We start from the raw sequence: 19,055 nt of genomic DNA on the forward strand, positions 1-19,055 counted from the left end.
GGTGCGGGGGCGCCTTCGCGTTCCGCGAAGATAGGCCCACCAGCATGAAGAACCCGGGCCGGGCGTGCCAGGATGGAACCGTGACACACCCACGCGGATCAGCAGGCAACTCAGCAGCGATGTCCGCCGCTCTGTCCGGGGCGGTGGACCTCTCCGGGCTCAAGGCGCGTGCGGACGCGGCCGGGCAGCAGGGCGCGCCCTCGGGCGGACCGCCCTCCGGCGGCTCGCCGGTCATCGACGTCACCGAGGCCACGTTCCAGGCCGAGGTCGTCGACCGGTCGATGCACACGCTCGTCGTGGTCGACCTCTGGGCGGAATGGTGCGGCCCGTGCAAGCAGCTCAGCCCGGTGCTGGAGAAGCTCGCGCAGGAGGGTAACGGCGCCTGGGTGCTCGCCAAGGTCGACGTGGACGCCAACCCCCGCATCTCCCAGGTCTTCGGCGTGCAGTCGATCCCCACCGTCGTGGCCATCGCGGGCGGGCAGCCGGTGGACGCTTTCTCCGGGGCACAGCCGGAGCCGCAGCTGCGCCAGTGGCTGAACCAGCTGCTCGAGGCCCTGCGCGACAAGCTGCCCGGCGGCGGTGCCCCGCCGCAGGAAGGTGCCGAACCGGCGGAGGAGCCCGAGGACCCGCGCTTCACCGAGGCGGAGCAGGCGTTCGACAGCGGTGACTTCGCCGCCGCCGAGGCCGCCTACCAGCGCATCCTCGACAGCGAACCGGGTAACGAGCAGGCGAGGGCCGCGCTCGTCCAGGTCCGCTTCGCCGCGAGGGCGAGCCAGACCGACCCGTCCGCGGTCTCCCGCGCCGAGGCGGACCCGGCCGACCTGGACGCACAGCTGGCAGCCGCCGACTACGAGGTCGCCCAGCTCGACGTCGAGAGCGGGTTCGCGCGGCTGATCGCCACGGTGCGGCGCACCAGCGGCGAGGACCGCGACCGGGTCCGGGAGCACCTGGTCGGGCTGTTCGAGCTCTTCGATCCGGCCGACGAGCGGGTCATCAAGGCCCGCAGGGACCTCGCCAGCGCCCTCTTCTGACTCGTGAGTGGCTACGCGAGTTCTAACTCGCGTAGCCACTCACGAGGCGTCAGCCGTACTGGCGGGTGCACGGCTCCGAGCCGTCGAGGTAGCCCTGCCGCAGCGCCTCCACCCTGGCGAATCCGTTCGCCACCGGGTGGCCGTTGACGTCGGCCGCGATCAGGCTGCGCGGCCGCAGCAGCTCGGCGATCGCCTCGTCCAGGTCGCCGGGCGAGAGCCGGAGCGTGTTGCCCTCGCCGTTGACGGCACCCGCCCAGGCGCCGACGAGGCACGCCGTGCGCAGGCCGGCGTTGGCGTTGTCCAGCGAGGCCCCGACGCCATGCTGGATGCCCTGCGTGTAGCGGGAGGCGACCTCGGCGAACGCCGCGAAGTCGCCGAGCCCGCCGGCCGACTCGTTGCCCTCGAACTCGGCGTCCCGGTCCACGGGCTGGCCCAGCTGCGCCAGCGCTTCCAGGTCGATGTTCACCGTGTTGGTATCGGGGCAGTACGACGCCGGCGCGGTGTCCGGCCCGTTCGGGCAGGAACCGCCGTCGTCGACGATCTCCGGCGCCTCCACCCCGGCGCCCGCGAAAGCCTCGTCGAGGCTCTGCTGGACGAGCTGCATCATCTCCTCGTTGATCCTGGCGTCCCCGCCGCCCGAGTCACCGGCGTCGAAGGCCTCCTCGGTGATCCGCGCATCGACGTCCGCCTGGTCGATCGAGGCGCACTTCGTCGCCCCCTGCTCGAAGCCGAGCTGGAAGGCGTAGGTCCGGTCGAACGCGGTCCCGTGCGCGCCCTGGTCCTTCGCCGACTGGCCGGCCTCGTCGCGGATGAAGAACAGCGACGCGAGCACCTGGTTGAGGCCGTCGGAGGTGGACACGACGAAGTACCTGCTCCGGTCCTCGGCCATCCACCGGAAGTAGGAGCCGGTGAAGCAGTCAGCCTGCTGCTCCTTGACGATGGTCGTGGTCGCCTCGTCGACGCCGGCCTTGGGGCCGAGCCGGTACTGGATCGCGTGCCCGAACTCGTGGCCGAGCACGGTGACGATCGCCATCGGACCGAACCGCTCGCGCAGCAGCGGCAGCAGCATCTCGCGGTCCCACGCGACCAGGTCCTCCGGCGGGCAGTAGAACGCGTTCATCGCGGCGTCGGCGGTGGTCCCGCCGCACACCTCGATCTCCTCGCCGGTCGGGTCGTAGGACAGCAGCGACGACACCGGCTCGAACTCCTGCCGGAAGTCGGCAGGCAGCCGCTCCGTCCAGTAGTCGCTGACGTCGGCGATCGCGGCGATCGCGATCCGGTCCTCCTCGCTGCCGGTCGCGTCGCGCACGGTCACGTCGGGCTTGGGCGCCTGTGGCCGCAACCCGCTCTCGAAGTGGGTGACCGGCAGCCCGGCGACGTCCCCGACGGTCCGCGGCTGCCCGGGCGTGGTGCCGCCGCACGCCGCGGCGAGCACCATCGCGGTCGCGAGGATCGTGATCACCGCCGGGCGCCGGGCGCCTCGTCCCCCAGTCCGATTCATGAGGGCACACCCTACCCAGGGCCACCGGAGGGCAGGCGCGGAATCGCCGAACGTGACCCGCGTCCCCGCGATCTTGCCGGACGGGCCGCTATGGTCGCTGAGCATGAGAGCAGTTCGCCGGTTCACCGTGCGCGCCAGCGTGCCGCCGGAGTTGTCGGGCCTGACCGCGCTGGCCACCAACCTGCGCTGGACATGGCATCCGCCGACCCGCGACCTGTTCGCGTCGATGGACGACGCGCTCTTTCGCCGCATCCGGGACCCGCTGCGGATGCTGACCGCGGTCCCGGCCGGCCGGCTGGCCGAGCTGGCCGCCGACGAGGACTTCCTCGCCAGGACCCGCATGGCGACCGAGGACCTGGATCGTTATCTCACCGAGCCGCGCTGGTTCCAGCGCAGGGCCGCCGGCGGTGCCGAGGGGGCGTGTCCGTCGGCGATCGCCTACTTCTCGATGGAGTTCGGCGTTCACGAGGCGCTGCCGAACTACTCGGGCGGGCTGGGCGTGCTCGCCGGTGACCACCTCAAGGCGGCCTCCGACCTCGGTGTTCCGGTGATCGGCGTCGGGCCGCTCTACCGCGCGGGCTACTTCCGCCAGTCGCTGTCGCTGGACGGCTGGCAGGTGGAGCACTACCCGGTGATCGACCCGAGCGGGCTGCCGCTGGAACTGCTCACCGAGCCTTCCGGTGAACCGGTGCTGGTGCGGGTCGCCATGCCGGGCCGCAGGGAGCTGCGGGCGCAGGTCTGGCAGGCGCGGGTCGGGCGCGTGCCCCTGCTGCTGCTCGACACCGATGTGGACGGCAACGACGACGACCTCCGGGGCGTCACCGACCGCCTCTACGGCGGTGACGCCGATCACCGGATCCGGCAGGAGATCCTGGCCGGGATCGGCGGCATGCGCGCGGTCCGCCGGTACTGCGAGCTGACCGGACATCCGCAGCCGGACGTGTTCCACACCAACGAGGGCCATGCCGGGTTCCTCGGCCTGGAGCGGGCACGAGAGATCCTCGCCGCGGGCGGACCGGACTTCGACGGCGCACTGGCGGCCGTGCGCGCGGGCACGGTGTTCACCACCCACACTCCCGTCTCGGCCGGTATCGACAGGTTCCCGGTCGATCTCGTGCAGCGCTACTTCGGCGACGGCAGGCTGCTGCCCGACATCGATGTGCGCCGGGTGCTGGCGCTCGGCGCCGAGGACAACGCCGGCATGTTCAACATGGCCCACATGGGGTTGCGGCTCGCGCAGCGCGCCAACGGCGTTTCCCAGCTGCACGGGCGCGTGTCCCGGCGCATGTTCGCCCGGTTGTGGCCCGGCTTCGACGAGAGCGAGGTGCCGGTCCGCTCGGTGACCAACGGCGTCCACGGGCCGACCTGGGTCGCCAGGGAGATGAGCGCGCTGCTCGGTGGCAGCGACGAGGAGTGGGGCCACGACGGTGACGGCTCCGGCATCGACCCGGCGGTGACCGACGAGCAGCTCTGGGATCTGCGCCGCGACCTGCGGGCCAAGCTCGTCGCCGAGGTGCGCCGCCGCGCGCGGGACGCGTGGTTGCAGCGCGGCGCCTCCGCGCTGGAGCTCGGCTGGACCGAGCGGATCTTCGACCCGGACGTGCTGACGGTCGGATTCGCCCGCCGGGTGCCCACCTACAAGCGGCTCACGCTGATGTTGCGGGACCCGGAACGGCTGCGCGCGCTGTTGCTGGACGAGCAGCGGCCGATCCAGGTCGTCGTGGCGGGCAAGTCGCATCCGGCCGACGAGGGCGGAAAGGCGCTCATCCAGCAGATCGTGCGCTTCGTCGACGATCCCGCGGTTCGCAGGCGCATCGTGTTCCTGCCCGACTACGACATGTCGATGGCGCGCTACCTCTACCGCGGCTGCGACGTGTGGCTGAACAACCCCACGCGGCCGCTGGAGGCGTGCGGCACCTCCGGGATGAAGTCCGCGCTCAACGGTGGTCTGAACCTCTCGATCCGGGACGGCTGGTGGGACGAGTTCTACGACGGCAGCAACGGCTGGGCCATCCCGACCGCCGACGGCGTGCGCGACCCGCTGGTGCGCGACGACCTGGAGGCCGCGGCCCTGTACGACCTGCTCGGGCAGCAGATCGCGCCGCTGTTCTACGACCGCGACGCCACCGGCGTGCCGAAGGGCTGGATGTCGATGATCTGGCACACACTGCGCACGCTCGGCCCGGCCGTGCAGGCGTCCCGGATGGTGCGGGAGTACGTCGAGTCCTGCTACCTGCCCGCCGCCGCCACGGTCGCCGAGGCCACCGCGGACTCCTACGCGGGCTCGCGCTCGCTCGCCGACTACCGGACGCGGCTGGACCTGGCGTGGCGCCGGGTCCGGGTGCTCGACACCGAGCTGACCACGGAGGGCTCGGACTCGTTCGTGGTCGGTGACGACGTGCGGGTCCGCGCAGGCGTCGACCTCGCCGGGCTCGACGAGTCCGAGGTGGAGGTCCAGGCGGTGATCGGCAGGGTCGGCGACACCGACGACCTGGAGGACGTGGTCACCGTGCCGATGCATCCGGCGGGGCGCGGTGAGTTCACCGCCGCGCTGCGGCTGCCGCACGCGGGTGCGCTCGGCTACACGGTGCGGGTGCTGCCCCGGCACCGGTTGCTCGCCAGCCCGGCCGAGCTCGGCAAGGTGGTGTTGGCGTGAGTGAGCTTGCGAGCGAACCATCGGCTCTGAGTGAGCTTGCGAGCGAACCATCGGCTCTTGAGTGAGCTTGCGAGCGAACCGCCGATCCTGCGGGAGCTTGGGGGCGGGAACCGGGCACCCGTCCGGGTCGGGACAATGGCCCCGTGAGTGAGCAGGCGAGCGAGACGGTCGTACCGGAGAACCTCGACGATCTGGTGATCAAGCTGTCCGGCGTCGGCGTCCGGCGCGGGAGCACCGAGCTGCTCGCCGACCTGGACTGGACCGTGGAGCTGGACGAGCGCTGGGTCGTGCTCGGCCCGAACGGAGCCGGCAAGACGACGCTGCTCAGGCTGGCGGCCGCCGAGCTGCACCCGACCACCGGGACGGTGCACGTGCTCGGCGAGCGGCTCGGCCGGGTCGACGTGTTCGAGCTGCGGACGCGCATCGGGTTCACCTCGGCGGCGCTGAACGGGCGCGTGCCCCCGGAGGAGACCGTGCGCGACGTCGTGGTGAGCGCCGGTTACGCGGTGCTCGGCCGCTGGCGTGAGACCTACGACACACTCGACACCGAGCGCGCGGACGAGCTGCTCGGTGCGCTCGGCATCGGGCAACTGGCCACCCGCACCTACGGCACGCTGTCCGAGGGAGAGCGCAAGCGCACCCTCATCGCGAGGTCGCTGATGACCGACCCGGAGCTGCTGCTGCTGGACGAGCCCGCGGCGGGGCTGGACCTCGGCGGCCGCGAGGACCTGGTCGCGCGGCTCTCCACGCTGGCGTTCGACCCGGACGCCCCCGCGATGGTTCTGGTGACCCATCACGTCGAGGAGATCCCGCCCGGCTTCACCCACGCGCTGCTGCTGGCGGACGGGCGTGCGGTCGCGTCCGGCTTGATCGACGATGTCTTGACCAGCGCGAACCTGTCCGAGACGTTCGGGCAGGACCTCGTTTTGCAGCGTTCCGGTGACCGGTTCTTCGCCCGGCGCCGGTAACGTGTTCTACCGGCGGGTAACCTGCCGGATATCGACAACCCAGAGGAGGAAGGCGTGGGCGAGTTCGTACGTCTCGACGTCGAGGCCGGTGTCGGCACGATCCGGCTGGACCGGCCGCCGGTCAACGCGCTGAACAACCAGGTCCAGGCGGAGCTGGGCGAGGCAGCGCGGGAGGCCGCCGACCGTGACGACGTCCGCGCCGTCATCCTCTACGGCGGGGAGAAGTCCTTCGCCGGTGGCGCCGACATCAAGGAGATGGCCGCGCGGTCCTATGTCGAGATGCTGCCCTTCGCGACCGCGCTTTCGGCGTCGCTGACGGCGCTGGCCGAGATCCCGAAGCCCACGGTCGCCGCCATCACCGGGTACGCACTCGGCGGAGGGCTCGAGCTGGCGCTGACGGCCGACCGCCGGATCGCGGGCGACAACGTGAAGGTCGGCCAGCCGGAGATCCAGCTCGGCATCATTCCCGGCGCGGGCGGCACGCAGCGGCTCGCCCGCCTGGTCGGACCGAGCAAAGCCAAGGACCTCGTCTACACCGGCCGGTTCGTCAAGGCCGAGGAGGCGCTCGCGATCGGCCTCGTGGACGAGGTCGTCGCGCCCGACGACGTCTACGCCGCGGCGCACAAGTGGGCGGCGCAGTTCGCGAACGGTCCCGCCGTGGCGCTCAGGGCGGCCAAGGCCGCGATCGACGGCGGCCTCGACACGGACCTGCGCAACGGCCTGAAGCTGGAGACGAACCTCTTCGTCGCACTGTGGGCGACCGAGGACCAGAGCACAGGGATGCAGTCGTTCATCGAGAACGGGCCGGGCAAGGCCTCCTTCGAGGGACGGTGAAGCGGTGACCGACGTGACGGACCCCGCGCCGAACCCGCACGCCAGCGCCGAACAGGTGCAGGCCGCCTACACCGACCCGAAGCTGGCCAACGTCCTCTACCACGACTGGGAGGCCGGCACCTACGACGAGAAGTGGTCGATCTCCTACGACGAGCGCTGCATCACCTACGCCACGGAGGTGTTCAACTCCGCGGCCGGTGAGGACGGGCAGCCGTATCCGACCGCGATGGAGCTGGGCAGTGGCACGGGGTTCTTCCTGCTGAACCTCATGCAGGGCGGCGTCGTCAAGCGCGGTTCGGTGACCGACCTCTCGCCCGGGATGGTGCAGGTCGCGCTGCGCAACGCCGAGCGGCTCGGCCTCGACGTCGACGGGCGGGTGGCCGACGCGGAGCGGATCCCGTACCCGGACGACTCGTTCGACCTCGTCATCGGGCACGCCGTGCTGCACCACATTCCGGACGTGCCCGCCGCGTTCCGTGAGGTGCTGCGGGTACTCAAGCCCGGCGGGCGGTTCGTCTTCGCCGGCGAGCCGACCCGGATCGGCGATTTCTACGCCCGCAAGCTCGGCCAGCTCACCTGGTGGCTGACCACCAACGTGACGAGGCTGCCCGCGCTGCGGTCGTGGCGACGGTCGCAGGAGGAGCTGGACGAGTCCTCCCGTGCGGCGGCGCTGGAGGCCGTCGTGGACCTGCACACGTTCGATCCGTCCGACCTGGAGCGCAAGGCACTCACCGCGGGTGCGGTGGATGTCCGCGCGGTGACCGAGGAGTTCTCCGCGGCGCTGCTCGGCTGGCCGATCCGGACGGTCGAGGCGGCGGTTCCGCAGGAGCGGCTGACCCTGCGCTGGCGGCTGTTCGCCTACTACGCGTGGCTCCGGCTGTCCGCACTGGACAAGAAGGTGCTGGCCAGGATCCTGCCGCGTGAGCTCTTCTACAACGTGATGATCACCGGGACCAAGCCGGCCGCGCCGGTGGACCTGTAGCAACCTTGCCTTACGCGTTCTCGCTCGACGACGTCGCGTTCCTACGCTCGGCCCGCGGCGAGGAGGCGATCGCGCGCTGCGCGCGGCTGCCGCTGACCGACGCGAGCCGGATCACCGACGTGGCCGCCGCCCGGCGCATGGTCGGTGAGCACTACGCCGCCGTGCTGGAGACCGTGGTGCTGCGCCGCAAGGCGGACGCGAAGGTGGACGCGCCGTGGCGGTGGCTGTTCACCGAGGACGCGTTGCAGCAGGCGAGTGCGGCGCCGGTGGCCGCCCATCGCGCGCGCAGGCTCGCGGGCCTGGACGTGCATGACGTGACGTGCTCGATCGGTGCGGACCTGGTGCCGCTCGCGGCTACCGCGCGCCGCTGCGCCGGGTCGGACCTCGACCCCGTGCGGCTGGCGATGGCGCGGCACAACTGCGCCGAGGCGGGCGTCGCGCCGCTGCTGGCCCGGGCCGACGCGCTGCGCCCCGTATCCCGGGACTGTGTCGTGGTGGCCGACCCGGCGCGGCGGACCGCGGCGGGCAGGCGGACGTGGCGGCCGACGGACTTCGTGCCGGCCCTCGACGAGCTGGCGCGGGTGTACGCGGGCCGGGACCTGGTGGTGAAGGGGGCGCCCGGCTTGGACCCGGCCGCGGTGCCGTGGGCCCGCGAGGTGGAGCTGGTCTCCCTTGACGGCCAGGTCCGGGAGTCGTGCCTGTGGAGCGCCGGACTCGCCTCGGTGCCGCGCCGCGCCACCGTGCTCCGTTCCGACGGTACACAGTGGACTATCACCGACGCGGAGCCGGACGACGTGCCGGTGGCCGAGCCGGGGGAGTGGATCGTCGATCCGGACGGCGCCGTGGTGCGGGCCGGGCTGGTGCGCCACTACGCGGCCCGGCACGGCCTGTGGCAGCTGGACGAGCGGATCGCCTACCTGACCGGTGACGTGCCACCGCCCGGGGTGCGTGCCTTCCGGGTGCTGGAGTTCGAGGGCTACAGCGAGAAGACACTGCGCGCCACGCTGCGCAGGCACGACGTCGGGCGGGTGGAGATCCTGGTGCGCGGCCTCGATGTGGACCCGAACGCGTTGCGGCGCAGGCTCAAGCCGCGCGGCGCTGCCGAGGCGAGCGTGGTGCTCACCCGGATCGGTCGCTCCCCGATGGCGTTCCTGTGCCGGGCCGAGCGGATCCCTGGCTGAGCGGGTCGAGCCTGCCGGCGTAGTGCTCGCGCAGTTCCTCGACGCGGCCCTCCGGCCAGCAACGGTCGGCGCCGAGCACCGTCGCGAAGAGGACCTCCAGGTGGGTCTGCCAGGCGGCGAGCGCCGTGGGCAGGAGATCGGCGAGCCTGGTGGGCACGGTCTGCGTGAGCTCCACCCGGGTGCCGAACTCCGGATCGTGGATGATCTCCCAGCGCACCCTCCCCGCGGGCGCGCCGCCGTGCCGCCATTCGTACTCCAAGAGGCGGGGAGCGTCGGCGGCCGTGACCGGACCGGCAGGCACGTATCCGTTGGTGAACCGCAGCGGTGGCTCCGCACCGGTCTCGGGCTCGCTGCCCTCGGTGAGCAGGGTCCACAGCTGCTCGACCGGGCGCCACAGGAGGTCGCGGGCGAAGCGCAACTCGTAGCCGTCCCCGGTGTCGTGCACCTCGCCCTCGGCGAGGCCGAACTCGGCGACGTAATGCTCCATCAGGCCGGTCATCTCCGGTGGTTCGTGCTCCCGGCCGGCCAGCCGAGCCTCCAGCGCGCCGAGGCAGACGTCCCACCCCGCGGCGTTGCGGCCCGCGCCGAGCCTGCCCGTCCAGTCGCCACCCAGGGTGTGGCTGAAGAACAGCCGGCAGCCCTCGCCCTCGGGCACGATCTCGATGCGGATCACGTCCTGGTTCCAGCGGAAGGCGTAGACCTTCGGCGGGTCGAACTCGATGATCTCGCCGTCGATCGCGGCATCCTCGCCCTCGAACGTGAACCGCATGGCCGCGCCCGGTTCGAGCTTCGTCTCGACCGTGGCGGGGAACCAGTGCGCCATCTCCGCCGGGTCGGTGACGGCTCGCCAGACCTTGGTCGGCGGGTGCGCCAGCCGCCGCTCGAAGCGCAGCACGGGCTTGCCCGCGACGGTGTGCAGTGTCGCCTGCCGCTCGGCGCCGTCAGTCATCGGTGGTCCTCTCTCCGGGGTCGTCGGGCATCGCGTCGAGGTGGCGTTCGAGTGCGTCGAGGCTGGCGTTCCACAGCCGCCGGTAGGGCTCCAGCCACTCGTCGATCTCGGCGAGCGGTTCGGGCCGGAGCCGGTACCACCGGCGCTGCGCGTCGTGCCGCACGTCCACGAGCCCGGCCTCGCGCAGCACCTTGAGGTGCTTGGAGACCGTCGGCTGGGTGAGCGCGAGCCGGTCGACGAGGTCGCCGACCGGCCGTTCCCCGGTGCGGAGCAGGTCGAGGATCTCGCGCCGCCTCGGCTCCGCCAGCACCTCGAACGTACTTGCCATGTGAGCAATATAGCCCGACAGGAATATAGAGGGCAAGGCCGGCCGTCTGGCGCGCCCAATGCGGCATTCGTTGCGTTCAACGCATCCGATGCCGCATTGGGGCAAGGCCGCCTAGTGCGCGCGGGCGGCTCGCCACTGGCGCACGACCTCGTCCGGATTCACCGGGCGCACCGGGACGTTCGGGCCGGACGGTGCGCGCAGGTGCTCGGCGATCCGCCGGTTGAGCTCCACCACGACGTCACGCACGGTCCGTTCGGTGGGCAGGTCGCGGACCGTGCCGGGCAGCCGGTCGATCTCCTTGCGCAGTTGTAGCGAGGTGGGCAGCAGCGCATCCGCCGAGAGCCCCTCGCGGTCGAGCTTCTGCTTGATCCACCACATCTCGTCGTGCGGCCGGTCCAGCCCGGGCAACGGCTTCCCTGCGCCCGGCAGGTTGTCGAAAGCGCCCCGCTCGGCCGCTTCGCGGATCTGCTTCTCGACCCATGACTCGAAGCTGAGGCCGGGTGGCTTGCGTTCGGTCATACCCCGATTCTCCCCGAGACCAGGCAGCTGGGCTGGCGGCGCCGACCAGCCGGACCGGCGCCGGTTCAGCAGCCCAGGATGTCCGCGAGCCCGGTGAAGCTGCTCGTGGCGAGGTCGCTGGTGCTGTCGGTGGCACGGTCGGCGCCACCGGCAGGGCCCTTCTCTTGCGGCCGTTCGAGGAAGGCCGTGCGGAGACCGGCGTCGCGGGCCCCGTCGATGTCCCAGCCGTGCGCCGCGACCATGAGCACTTCGGCGGGTGCGACGTCGAGCAGGGCGGCGGCGGTGCGGTAGACGCGCGCATCCGGCTTGTAGGTACGGGCCAGCTCGGCGGACACGACGCAGTCGAACGGCAGACCGGCGGCCTTCACGAGGTTGGTCAGCAACGCGAAACCACCGTTGGACAGCGCCGCCACGGTGTACCGGCCGCGAAGTCTGGCGAGACCGTCGACAGCGTCCGGCCACGCGGGCAGCCGGTGCCAGGCTTGCACCAGGCGGCGGCGGGCGGCGTCGTCCACGGCTCCGGCGACGCCGTGCAGTTCCAGCAGGTCGTCGAGCGACTCGCGGTGCAGCGTGTCGAGGTAGGCCCAGCCGCGCTCGCCGTCGCGCACCCGCCGCATCGACGGCAGGTACCGACCGCGCCATTCGGCGGCGAACGCTGCGGCGTCGAGGGTGATGCCGAGATCGTGGAATACTTCGACGGCCTGCTCGGCGACTCCGGTGTACCAGTCCACAGTGGTGCCGAAGACGTCACAGGCGATGACCCGGATCGACTTCCGGTTGAACGTCATGTGTCCTCCAGGGCGACGGGGTGGATCCGCGGAGCGGCGAGGCGAAGGTAGTCCCGCGTGTCCAGGGCGAGGGATCGGTCGAGGCGGGCGGCGTTGAAGAAGATCTCGTCGTGTCGCAACAGGCCCGGATCCACGACGAGATGGAGGTCGGGGCGGAAGCTGAACGGCAGGATCGTGCCGCTCACGCTGCCGGCCAGCGCCTCGGCCCGCTCGGTTGACGCGAAACCGGCGTAGGAGCCGCCCACCAGCGCCTTCAGTGCGGCGAGATCGACACGGGCGGCGCCCGGGACGACCGCGAGAAAGTAGCGGCTGTTGCGCTTGCCGAGCTTCACCATCACCACGAGGCACTTGGCCGCCATCGCCATCGGATGGCCGCGCATCGCACTGACCAGGTCGGTCCGCCCCTCGGGCGGGTGGTCGATCAGGCGGTAGCGGGCGCCGGCCGCGTCGAGCATCGCGACGAGCCGGGCATAGCCGTCATAGCCGTCATAGCCGCCGTCCTTCGACGCGGCTTCCGGCGGTTGTTCGGGCGCGGTCACAGCTCCTCCTCGAACATGCTTTTCACCTCGGCGATTCGTTCCTCGTCGCGCCGGTAGAAGGTCCACTGCCGCCTTCGCCGCGCCCGCAGCAGCCCGGCGCTGGTGAGCAGCTTGAGGTGCTCACTTGCCGTCGGCTGGCTGACCCCCAGCTTGTCGGCGATGAACACCGAGCACACGCCGTCCTCGACGAGATCCCCGTCGCGCTGCGGGGGGAAGTGCGCGACCGGATCGCGCAACCACTCCATGACCGTCAGGCGCTTCTCGTTGCCCAGCGCCTTCAGCACCTCCACGTCAAGCACTTAGGGAGTATGCTAATTCCCTAAGTATCGGGTCAAGCGGCCGGCCTCACCGCAGGCCTACCTGGCCGAGCGCGGGCTTCAGGTCGATGACGGGTGTCCCGTCGATCGCTTCGAGCCCGTGGACCGTGAGGACGTTGTCGTCGATTTCCGCGATGGTGACCGCGTGCAGCCCGATCGGGTTGGGACGGTCCGGTGATCGGGTCGAGAACACGCCCTGAACCGGCCTGTCCGGGTCACCGCGAGGATGCACCGACAGCACGTCACGGCGACTTCGGTGCAGCCAGGTCAGCACGATCGTCTCCATGCCGATCCGCAGGCCCGGGATCGCTTCGCGCAGCTCGGGCCGGAAGACGATCCGCGCCGGAGGGGCGCCCTCGTCGCCCTGCTTCGGGGCGGTGCGGAGGCCGGTCAGTGGGGATTCCACCCAGCCGACCGGTGTCAGCCGGTATGCGGGTTCGTCCGCTCGCATCATCGATCGGTCCTTTCTGGGCTGCCTGCAAGGAGTTCTTCGAGACGGCGGACGGCGAAGTCCACGAACGGCCGTGCGGGCAGGAGGCGGCACACCGCATCACCGACCGGCACCGTGCTGATGCCCGCCTGCCGCTCGAACTCGCGGCCGATGGTGGGAAAGTGGGTGCCGTTGTCGTCGCCCACGTCGAGCGTCTCGCACCAGACCCGCTCGCCGCCGATCGTCGTCGGGAAGCGCCGGAGCTTCAGGCGGCGTCCCGCGGCGCGGCTCTCGGCGTGGTGCAGAAAGCTGTTGCGGCTGTGCCCGACTCCGACGAGCAGGATGTGCCCGCCGACCTCGTACAGGCGCTCGAACGGTGAATCGGCTCCCAGTGCGAGCCCCAGGGGCTGCCTCGCGACGATGTGGGCGGCGTGTGCGCCGACCGCCGCCACGGATGCCTGTGGATGTGTGCTGCGCACGGCTTCCGGCAGGGCGCGCAGGGTTTCCGGAACGGCACCCATGCTGGACGGCAGGTCGGGGTGGAAGGTGGGCGCGGTGTCGCGCCGCGCCCGCACCTCGGTGTCGGGGACGCCGGCACGGTCCGGGGCCGGGTCGGCGACCTGCGGGGTGAACGTCGGCGCGACGACCGTCCCGGTGGGCCCGACCGCGTGAAGGAGACTTTCCACGACGGTCGCGGCGCCGCCCTGGACCCGGCCGAGGCTGGACAGCGATGAATGCACGATCAGTTTCGTGCCTTCGCCGACACCGGCCCGTCGCCACCCCGCCGCCAGGCTGGTGGCGGTGAGCCCCGCGGTAGCAGGCCGGTCCGTCGGCATGGTCGCCCTCCTGTCTGCTGGCTGATCGACATACAACCAGCGGGGTACGACAGGGTGCGGGCACCCGGCTCCGCAGGCGGTTAGGTTGAGACGTATGCGTGCGGTCGGTTTCAACGAGTTCGGCGGGCCGGAAGTGTTGCGGATCGTGGAGCTTCCGGTGCCCGAACCCGGGAATGGTGAGGTGCGTATCCGGGTGGCCGCAGCGACCGTGAATCCGACCGATACGGCGTTGCGTTCGGGCGGGCACGCCGAGCGCATGGGGCAGGCGCGGCCGCCGTACGTGCCGGGCATGGAGCTGGCCGGCACGGTCGACGCGGCCGGCGAGAACGCGGGCTGGGCGCCGGGGGAGCGGGTGCTGGCGATCGTCGCCCCGATGGCGGGCCGGGGCGGGGCGCAGGCGGAGTTCGTCGTGGTACCCGCCGATTCGGTGGCGCGGGTTCCCGAGGGGATAGGCCTCGTGGCCGCCGCGACGCTACCGATGAACGGTCTCACCGCACGGCGCGCGCTCGACCTCCTCGCCCTCGAACCGGGGGAGACGCTCGCGGTGACCGGTGCCGCGGGCGCGGTCGGCGGCTACGTCACCGAGCTGGCCTGTGCTGAAGGGCTGCGCGTGATCGCCGATGCCAAGCCGGAGGACGAGCCGCTGGTGCGTGGATTCGGTGCCGATGTCGTCGTGCCACGTGGACCGGACGTGGCCACCGCCATTCGCCGGGAGGTGCCCGGTGGGGTCGCCGCTCTGGTCGACACCGCGCTGCTGGGCGGCCGGGTGCTGCCCGCCGTGCGTGATGGCGGGCAGCTGGCCACGGTCCGGCCGTTCGACGGCGAGCCCGAGCGCGGTATCGAGGTGACGCTCGTGCTCGTCGGCGACTACCTTCACGCGTCGGACCAGCTGGAGCGGCTCACCGAGCAGGTGACCGAAGGACGGCTGACCCTCCGGGTCGCCGCGACCCTGCCCGCCGAGCGGGCGGTCGAGGCCCATCGCAGGCTCGGAGCGGGCGGAGTGCGCGGCCGCCTTGTGCTCACCTTCTAGCGAGTCACGAGCCGGTGCCGTCCGGCCTTTCCGGTCAGCCGCGAGCGGACTCCGGGGCCTGACCTCACGGGCGATCGTGTAGGTCGGGTTCGCGCCCACCCGGGCTTCGGCCTTGCCGTCCAGGTGGTCCATCGCCGCCTGGATGGCGGCCATCCGGCCCTCGGCATCGGATGTGACGAGGAAGTGGCGGTAGTCCTCCTCGCTGGCCCGGTGCACGATGTTGCAGACCTTCGCCCCGTCCGTGCTCACGTGGAACCGCGCCGACACGTTAGCCGGGGTAGAAGCAGACCCACCGCTCCTGGATCTCGGCGAAGGCGTCCACCAGTGCCCGCTGGGTCTCGGGGCCCGTCGGTGGCGTGCTCGATGATCGAGTAGAAACCGGTGTCCGTGCTGATCGGAGCTCCTCCTGCGCTGGTCCGCGATCGGCTCCATCGTCTGCCGCCAGCGTCCAACCTCGACCATGCTGGAGGTCAACCCCGGAACAGCCGTGGTCAGTGCTTGCGCACGACGTGCTCGCGCTCACCCGGCTTCCAGACCGTGACCTCCAGCGTCCCCTCGTTGATCTCCACCGCCGAGGCGCCGGTCACCTCGGCCGCGTAGAAGTGGTCGAATTCCTGCCCCCGGAGATCGAGCCCGATCTCGTCGAACAGTGCCGCCGCGAACCGCTGGTGCAGGTCCTTGTCCCGGACGTCGTCGACCACTCCCCACAGTTTCGCGTCGCCGTCCGTGAGTTCGGTGTCGACGGTCGCGGTGTGCAGGCAGAAGCGCGGGTCCCTGGCCAGATCGCGGAACTTGGTCGTGTTCGGCATGCCGACGATCCACAACCGGTCCTCGAAGAACCTCGGCTCGATCGGGCTGATCCGTGGGTATCCGTCCGAGCGGAGCGTGGCCAGCAGGCACAGGTTCCGGGTGGCGGCGTGGCGCCGGGTGAAGACGGCCGCGATATGCGGCGCTTGCGTGCTGAAGTCCGTCCAGATGGTCATGTACGCAGGCTATGGCGGAACGGTGCCAGATCCTGTCATCGTTTCCGCGGGCCGCCGCCTTACCCCGGTCATGACCGGCCTCCGGCGGTGTGCCGGACCAGCGCCGCGACGAACACGTCCCACACGGGCCTCGGCACGCCGTGCCCCGCTCCCTTCAGGATGACCAGCTCGGCGCCGGGGATCGCGTCGCGCAGCGCCTCGCCGTGCGGAAGCGGGAAGAGCGGGTCGTGGTCCCCGTGCACCACGAGAGTGGGTGCCTCGATCGTGTCGAAGCCGCCGCGTACGGGCCCGTCGAACTTCATGGCGTAGTGGTTGGTGAGGGTGGCCGCGATGCTCCTGGTGCGGGCGACGTCGCGCCGCACCAGCGCGCGGGTGGCCGCCTCGTCGAAGTACGGGGATCCTCCCGAGCAGGCCTTCTCCGAGGCCACCACGAAGTCCACCACCGCGGCGGTGTCGGCGAGGTCCGGGTCGGCGGGGGTCTGCTCGGCGAGCGCCGCCGACGGCGGCGGAAGCCCCTCGGCGCCCGTGGACGTGCAGACGAAGGTCAGCGACGCGACCCGCTCGGGGTGGTCCACGCCCACGATGAGCCCGATCCCGCCGGACATCGACCGGCAGACGAGGTGCGCGCGCTCGATCGCCAACGCGTCCAGGATGCCGAGTGCGTCCCCGGCCAGGTCGGTGAACGAGTAGCCCGGCCGCCCAGGTGGGTAACAGGTGGACCTGCCCGTGTCCCGGTTGTCGTAGCGGATCACGAACCGGCCGGCGGCCGCGATCCGTTCGCACAGCTCCGCCTCCCACCACAGCATCGAGGCGGCTGCCCCGTCGATGAGCAGGATCGCCGGGTTCGCGGGGTCGCCGAAGGTCTCGACGCACAACTCGACGCCGTTGCTGCCGAGAAGCTTCTCGCCGTTGGAGAGGTAAGTGGTCATGACAGCGACGCTAGACTCGAAAAGCCATCGCGAAAAGCGATGGTTTCCGATCGATTCGATCGGCGAACATGATGGTTTGGGTAGGCTGCTCCCGTGTCAGACATCGAACTGCGGCATCTCGTCACGATGGCCGCCGTCACCGACGAGGGCTCCTTCGGGCGTGCCGCCGCCCGGCTCGGCTACACCCAGTCGACGGTGAGCCAGCAGATCGCGGCGCTGGAAAAGGCCGTCGGCGGCGCGGTGTTCGACCGGCCGGGTGGCCCGAAGCCGGTGCGGATCACCCCGCTCGGCGCGGTGGTGCTCGCGGAGGGACGCGACCTCCTGGCGAGAGCGGAGGCGATGGCGGACACGATCGACCGGTTCAAGGCCGGCGACGGCCGGGTCGACATCGGCACGTTCCAGAGCGTGTCCAACATGATCCTGCCGCTGCTCGTGCGGCGGCTGCGGGCGGAGCACCCCGGCTGTGACATCAGGTTGTCCGAGGAGGAGACCGACCAGCCACGGGTCGGTGAGCTCGACCTGATGTTCTTCGACGGCCGCGTCGACGGCGATGTGGAGCACCGCAAGCTGCTGGACGATCCGTACCTGCTGGTGGCGCGCCGGGGCACCTTTCCGGCCGGTCCGGTGCGGCGGGAGCGGCTCGACGGTGCACCGATGGTGGCGTACCCGGAGGTGTGCGATCAGCCCCGGATCGAGCGGGCCCTCGCGCTCGGCGGCGTGCGGCCGCGGATCGTGTTCCGTACCGCGGGCAACGACGCCGTGCTGTCGATGGTGCGGGCCGGGCTGGGCTCGGCGCTGCTGCCACGGCTCGCCGTGCACGGCGGCGACGTCCGTTCCGACGAGTCGCTCCGCATTCACGAGTTGCGGCCGTCGCTGCCGGTGCGCGAGGTCTTCCTGTTGTGGCAGGCGGGACGCACGCAGTCCCCGCTCGCGGCACGGGCTATCGAGATCGCTGTCGACGTCGCGGCCGAGATCGCGGGGCGGCCGGACAGCTGACGGTGGGCCGGCCAGCCGTGGCGCGGGACCGGTCGTGAGTGGCGAGCCGTGTTCTAACTCGCGTGCGCACTCACGAGCGGTGACGTCGTTGCCCGCTTCTGCCTGCCGGCCCGCGTGCCGCGGGCTTCCGTGCTTCCGCCTCGGGAGGCTTGCGCCCGCGCGTGCTGTTCACGGTCCTCCCGCGGACGATACCGATGAACTGCTCCATCAGGTCGGTGGTCTCGTCCTCCGGCCACGAGAGCGCGACGCGCGACTCCGGAGCGTTCGAGAGAGGCCGGTAGGCGAGGTCTCTGCGGTGATGCAACCGGGCGAGCGACTGGGGAACGACGAGCAGTCCCACCCCCGCCGCGACCAGTTCGACGGCGTCCGCGGTCGTGGCGGGGCGCTCCACGGCCGGGCTGCCAGGAGGGCGGTCCCAGTCGAGGGTGTCGTCCAGGGGATGCAGCACGACGTCGTCGGCCAGGTCCTCGACGGACACCTCGTCGCCCACGGTGACGAGGTGATCCTTCGGTACCACGACCACCGTCGTCTCGGTGTACAGCGGGATCGCGTGCAGGCCTCTCCTGTCGATCGGCAACCGCAGGAGCACCGCGTCCGCCGCGCGAGTCCGTACCAGGTCGGCCGCCTCGGCGGCCGGGACGCCGACGAGGGTCAGCGGGACCCCGGGCATCCGCTCGTTCCAGGTCCGCACCCACTTGGTGGGCGTCACCCCCGGGACATACCCGAGCCGGAAGGAAGGAGGTACGTCCGGGGTCGCCACCGGGCCAGATTACCGGGCGTGATCGGCGGCGCGAACGCTCGATACGCTTGCCGTCATGACCTCGCGCAGGACCACCCAGACGATGAAGCCCGCGACCGCCGCGAAGAAGCTGGGTGTGTACCTCGATGCCACCCCCGCGGAGTTCCGGGAGGGTGTCGTCTCGCGCGACCAGCTGAACGCCCTGCAGGCCGATCCGCCCGCGTGGCTTCGGGAGCTGCGCCGCAACGGGCCCCACCCGCGGCAGGTCGTCGCGGCGAAGCTCGGCATCTCCATCGGCGGTCTCGCCCGTGCCGGGATCAGCGACCCCCTCACCACGGAACAGATCGACACGTTGAGGGCGGACGGTCCCGAATGGCTGCGGCGGGAACGCGCCACCCAGGCCGAGGCCCGGAAGGAAGCGGCGCGCGCCAAGGCGAAGAACGCCGATCCTCGGCGCCCGCCGTCCTGACGGAGACGTCGGGACCACGTCGGGCGTACCCGGGACGGCGCCGGCGGCGA

At 71.5% G+C, this 19,055-nt stretch carries 21 protein-coding genes; 9 read left to right on the forward strand and 12 right to left on the reverse strand.

Annotated elements, in window-relative coordinates:
- Window positions 1-119: 119 nt before the first annotated feature.
- The gene (trxA, locus tag JAP66_RS20795; protein WP_199433481.1) at window positions 120-1,031 is read left to right on the forward strand and encodes a thioredoxin; all 912 of its coding nucleotides are present in this window, start codon (window positions 120-122) and stop codon (window positions 1,029-1,031) included.
- A gap of 49 nt (window positions 1,032-1,080) precedes the next feature.
- Here the strand turns inward: trxA and JAP66_RS20800 are convergent, their stop codons facing one another.
- A complete protein-coding gene (locus JAP66_RS20800) occupies window positions 1,081-2,532 on the reverse strand; it encodes a neutral zinc metallopeptidase (RefSeq protein WP_199433482.1) in 1,452 nt (483 codons plus the stop codon).
- Window positions 2,533-2,635: 103 nt separating this feature from the next.
- Between JAP66_RS20800 and glgP the strand changes: the two genes are divergently transcribed.
- The 5 genes from glgP (at window position 2,636) to JAP66_RS20825 (ending at window position 9,153) form a co-directional block, all read left to right on the forward strand.
- Complete coding sequence (gene glgP, locus JAP66_RS20805) at window positions 2,636-5,188, forward strand: alpha-glucan family phosphorylase (protein ID WP_199433483.1); 2,553 nt, start codon at window positions 2,636-2,638, stop codon at window positions 5,186-5,188.
- A gap of 143 nt (window positions 5,189-5,331) precedes the next feature.
- The gene (locus tag JAP66_RS20810) at window positions 5,332-6,156 is read left to right on the forward strand and encodes an ABC transporter ATP-binding protein (RefSeq protein WP_199433484.1); all 825 of its coding nucleotides are present in this window, start codon (window positions 5,332-5,334) and stop codon (window positions 6,154-6,156) included.
- A gap of 54 nt (window positions 6,157-6,210) precedes the next feature.
- The gene (locus JAP66_RS20815; protein WP_199433485.1) at window positions 6,211-6,990 is read left to right on the forward strand and encodes an enoyl-CoA hydratase/isomerase family protein; all 780 of its coding nucleotides are present in this window, start codon (window positions 6,211-6,213) and stop codon (window positions 6,988-6,990) included.
- A gap of 4 nt (window positions 6,991-6,994) precedes the next feature.
- On the forward strand, window positions 6,995-7,972 hold the full coding sequence (locus JAP66_RS20820; RefSeq protein ID WP_199433486.1) for a class I SAM-dependent methyltransferase: 978 nt from the start codon (window positions 6,995-6,997) through the stop codon (window positions 7,970-7,972).
- A 5-nt stretch (window positions 7,973-7,977) separates the two neighbouring features.
- Window positions 7,978-9,153: a THUMP-like domain-containing protein gene (locus JAP66_RS20825; RefSeq protein WP_199433487.1), complete on the forward strand. Its 1,176-nt coding sequence runs from the start codon at window positions 7,978-7,980 to the stop codon at window positions 9,151-9,153.
- On the opposite strand, the gene JAP66_RS20830 is transcribed toward JAP66_RS20825, so the two are convergent.
- The 8 genes from JAP66_RS20830 to JAP66_RS20865 form a co-directional block, all read right to left on the reverse strand.
- The gene (locus JAP66_RS20830; protein WP_199433488.1) at window positions 9,092-10,102 is read right to left on the reverse strand and encodes an SRPBCC family protein; all 1,011 of its coding nucleotides are present in this window, start codon (window positions 10,100-10,102) and stop codon (window positions 9,092-9,094) included. The genes JAP66_RS20825 and JAP66_RS20830 overlap by 62 nt on opposite strands.
- A complete protein-coding gene (locus JAP66_RS20835) occupies window positions 10,095-10,430 on the reverse strand; it encodes an ArsR/SmtB family transcription factor (RefSeq protein WP_199433489.1) in 336 nt (111 codons plus the stop codon). The genes JAP66_RS20830 and JAP66_RS20835 overlap by 8 nt, the downstream gene beginning before the upstream one ends.
- Before the next feature lie 111 nt (window positions 10,431-10,541).
- Window positions 10,542-10,949 (reverse strand): DnaJ family domain-containing protein, encoded by a 408-nt coding sequence (locus JAP66_RS20840; RefSeq protein ID WP_199433490.1) that lies wholly within the window; start codon window positions 10,947-10,949, stop codon window positions 10,542-10,544.
- 65 nt (window positions 10,950-11,014) lie between these two features.
- Window positions 11,015-11,737: a haloacid dehalogenase type II gene (locus tag JAP66_RS20845; protein WP_199433491.1), complete on the reverse strand. Its 723-nt coding sequence runs from the start codon at window positions 11,735-11,737 to the stop codon at window positions 11,015-11,017.
- Complete coding sequence (locus tag JAP66_RS20850) at window positions 11,734-12,276, reverse strand: YbaK/EbsC family protein (protein ID WP_307849652.1); 543 nt, start codon at window positions 12,274-12,276, stop codon at window positions 11,734-11,736. The genes JAP66_RS20845 and JAP66_RS20850 overlap by 4 nt, the downstream gene beginning before the upstream one ends.
- On the reverse strand, window positions 12,273-12,575 hold the full coding sequence (locus JAP66_RS20855; RefSeq protein WP_307849653.1) for an ArsR/SmtB family transcription factor: 303 nt from the start codon (window positions 12,573-12,575) through the stop codon (window positions 12,273-12,275). Before JAP66_RS20855 ends, JAP66_RS20850 begins: the two co-directional genes overlap by 4 nt.
- A gap of 46 nt (window positions 12,576-12,621) precedes the next feature.
- Window positions 12,622-13,047 (reverse strand): tRNA (N6-threonylcarbamoyladenosine(37)-N6)-methyltransferase TrmO, encoded by a 426-nt coding sequence (gene tsaA / locus JAP66_RS20860; RefSeq protein ID WP_235999200.1) that lies wholly within the window; start codon window positions 13,045-13,047, stop codon window positions 12,622-12,624.
- Window positions 13,044-13,859 carry an AAC(3) family N-acetyltransferase gene (locus JAP66_RS20865; RefSeq protein WP_199433492.1) on the reverse strand — a complete coding sequence of 272 codons (816 nt, stop codon included), beginning with the start codon at window positions 13,857-13,859 and terminating at the stop codon, window positions 13,044-13,046. The genes tsaA and JAP66_RS20865 overlap by 4 nt, the downstream gene beginning before the upstream one ends.
- Before the next feature lie 94 nt (window positions 13,860-13,953).
- On the opposite strand from JAP66_RS20865, the gene JAP66_RS20870 reads away from it, so the two are divergent.
- A complete protein-coding gene (locus tag JAP66_RS20870) occupies window positions 13,954-14,889 on the forward strand; it encodes an NADP-dependent oxidoreductase (protein WP_199433493.1) in 936 nt (311 codons plus the stop codon).
- A 491-nt stretch (window positions 14,890-15,380) separates the two neighbouring features.
- On the opposite strand, the gene JAP66_RS20875 is transcribed toward JAP66_RS20870, so the two are convergent.
- Window positions 15,381-15,872 carry a pyridoxamine 5'-phosphate oxidase family protein gene (locus JAP66_RS20875; RefSeq protein WP_199433494.1) on the reverse strand — a complete coding sequence of 164 codons (492 nt, stop codon included), beginning with the start codon at window positions 15,870-15,872 and terminating at the stop codon, window positions 15,381-15,383.
- 68 nt (window positions 15,873-15,940) lie between these two features.
- Complete coding sequence (locus tag JAP66_RS20880) at window positions 15,941-16,801, reverse strand: alpha/beta fold hydrolase (protein ID WP_199433495.1); 861 nt, start codon at window positions 16,799-16,801, stop codon at window positions 15,941-15,943.
- A gap of 93 nt (window positions 16,802-16,894) precedes the next feature.
- On the opposite strand from JAP66_RS20880, the gene JAP66_RS20885 reads away from it, so the two are divergent.
- Window positions 16,895-17,797: a LysR family transcriptional regulator gene (locus JAP66_RS20885; RefSeq protein ID WP_199433496.1), complete on the forward strand. Its 903-nt coding sequence runs from the start codon at window positions 16,895-16,897 to the stop codon at window positions 17,795-17,797.
- A gap of 70 nt (window positions 17,798-17,867) precedes the next feature.
- Here JAP66_RS20885 and JAP66_RS20890 read toward each other — a convergent pair whose 3' ends face one another.
- Window positions 17,868-18,557 (reverse strand): LysR family substrate-binding domain-containing protein, encoded by a 690-nt coding sequence (locus JAP66_RS20890; protein ID WP_199433497.1) that lies wholly within the window; start codon window positions 18,555-18,557, stop codon window positions 17,868-17,870.
- A 55-nt stretch (window positions 18,558-18,612) separates the two neighbouring features.
- Here JAP66_RS20890 and JAP66_RS20895 point away from each other — a divergent pair, with 55 nt between their 5' ends.
- On the forward strand, window positions 18,613-19,005 hold the full coding sequence (locus JAP66_RS20895; protein WP_199433498.1) for a DUF5997 family protein: 393 nt from the start codon (window positions 18,613-18,615) through the stop codon (window positions 19,003-19,005).
- Window positions 19,006-19,055: the final 50 nt, after the last annotated feature.

Origin of the sequence: Qaidamihabitans albus (assembly GCF_016464705.1) — a bacterium.
Taxonomy (GTDB): domain Bacteria; phylum Actinomycetota; class Actinomycetes; order Mycobacteriales; family Pseudonocardiaceae; genus Qaidamihabitans; species Qaidamihabitans albus.

What these genes read in the sequence shown, in the direction of transcription:
- trxA (WP_199433481.1), top strand. Translation starts at nt 120, where the DNA reads ATGTCCGCCGCTCTGTCCGGGGCGGTGGACCTCTCCGGGCTCAAGGCG.
- JAP66_RS20800 (WP_199433482.1), bottom strand. Translation starts at nt 2,532, where the DNA reads ATGAATCGGACTGGGGGACGAGGCGCCCGGCGCCCGGCGGTGATCACG.
- glgP (WP_199433483.1), top strand. Translation starts at nt 2,636, where the DNA reads ATGAGAGCAGTTCGCCGGTTCACCGTGCGCGCCAGCGTGCCGCCGGAG.
- JAP66_RS20830 (WP_199433488.1), bottom strand. Translation starts at nt 10,102, where the DNA reads ATGACTGACGGCGCCGAGCGGCAGGCGACACTGCACACCGTCGCGGGC.
- JAP66_RS20835 (WP_199433489.1), bottom strand. Translation starts at nt 10,430, where the DNA reads ATGGCAAGTACGTTCGAGGTGCTGGCGGAGCCGAGGCGGCGCGAGATC.
- JAP66_RS20840 (WP_199433490.1), bottom strand. Translation starts at nt 10,949, where the DNA reads ATGACCGAACGCAAGCCACCCGGCCTCAGCTTCGAGTCATGGGTCGAG.
- JAP66_RS20845 (WP_199433491.1), bottom strand. Translation starts at nt 11,737, where the DNA reads ATGACGTTCAACCGGAAGTCGATCCGGGTCATCGCCTGTGACGTCTTC.
- tsaA (WP_235999200.1), bottom strand. Translation starts at nt 13,047, where the DNA reads ATGATGCGAGCGGACGAACCCGCATACCGGCTGACACCGGTCGGCTGG.
- JAP66_RS20865 (WP_199433492.1), bottom strand. Translation starts at nt 13,859, where the DNA reads ATGCCGACGGACCGGCCTGCTACCGCGGGGCTCACCGCCACCAGCCTG.
- JAP66_RS20870 (WP_199433493.1), top strand. Translation starts at nt 13,954, where the DNA reads ATGCGTGCGGTCGGTTTCAACGAGTTCGGCGGGCCGGAAGTGTTGCGG.
- JAP66_RS20875 (WP_199433494.1), bottom strand. Translation starts at nt 15,872, where the DNA reads ATGACCATCTGGACGGACTTCAGCACGCAAGCGCCGCATATCGCGGCC.
- JAP66_RS20880 (WP_199433495.1), bottom strand. Translation starts at nt 16,801, where the DNA reads ATGACCACTTACCTCTCCAACGGCGAGAAGCTTCTCGGCAGCAACGGC.
- JAP66_RS20895 (WP_199433498.1), top strand. Translation starts at nt 18,613, where the DNA reads ATGACCTCGCGCAGGACCACCCAGACGATGAAGCCCGCGACCGCCGCG.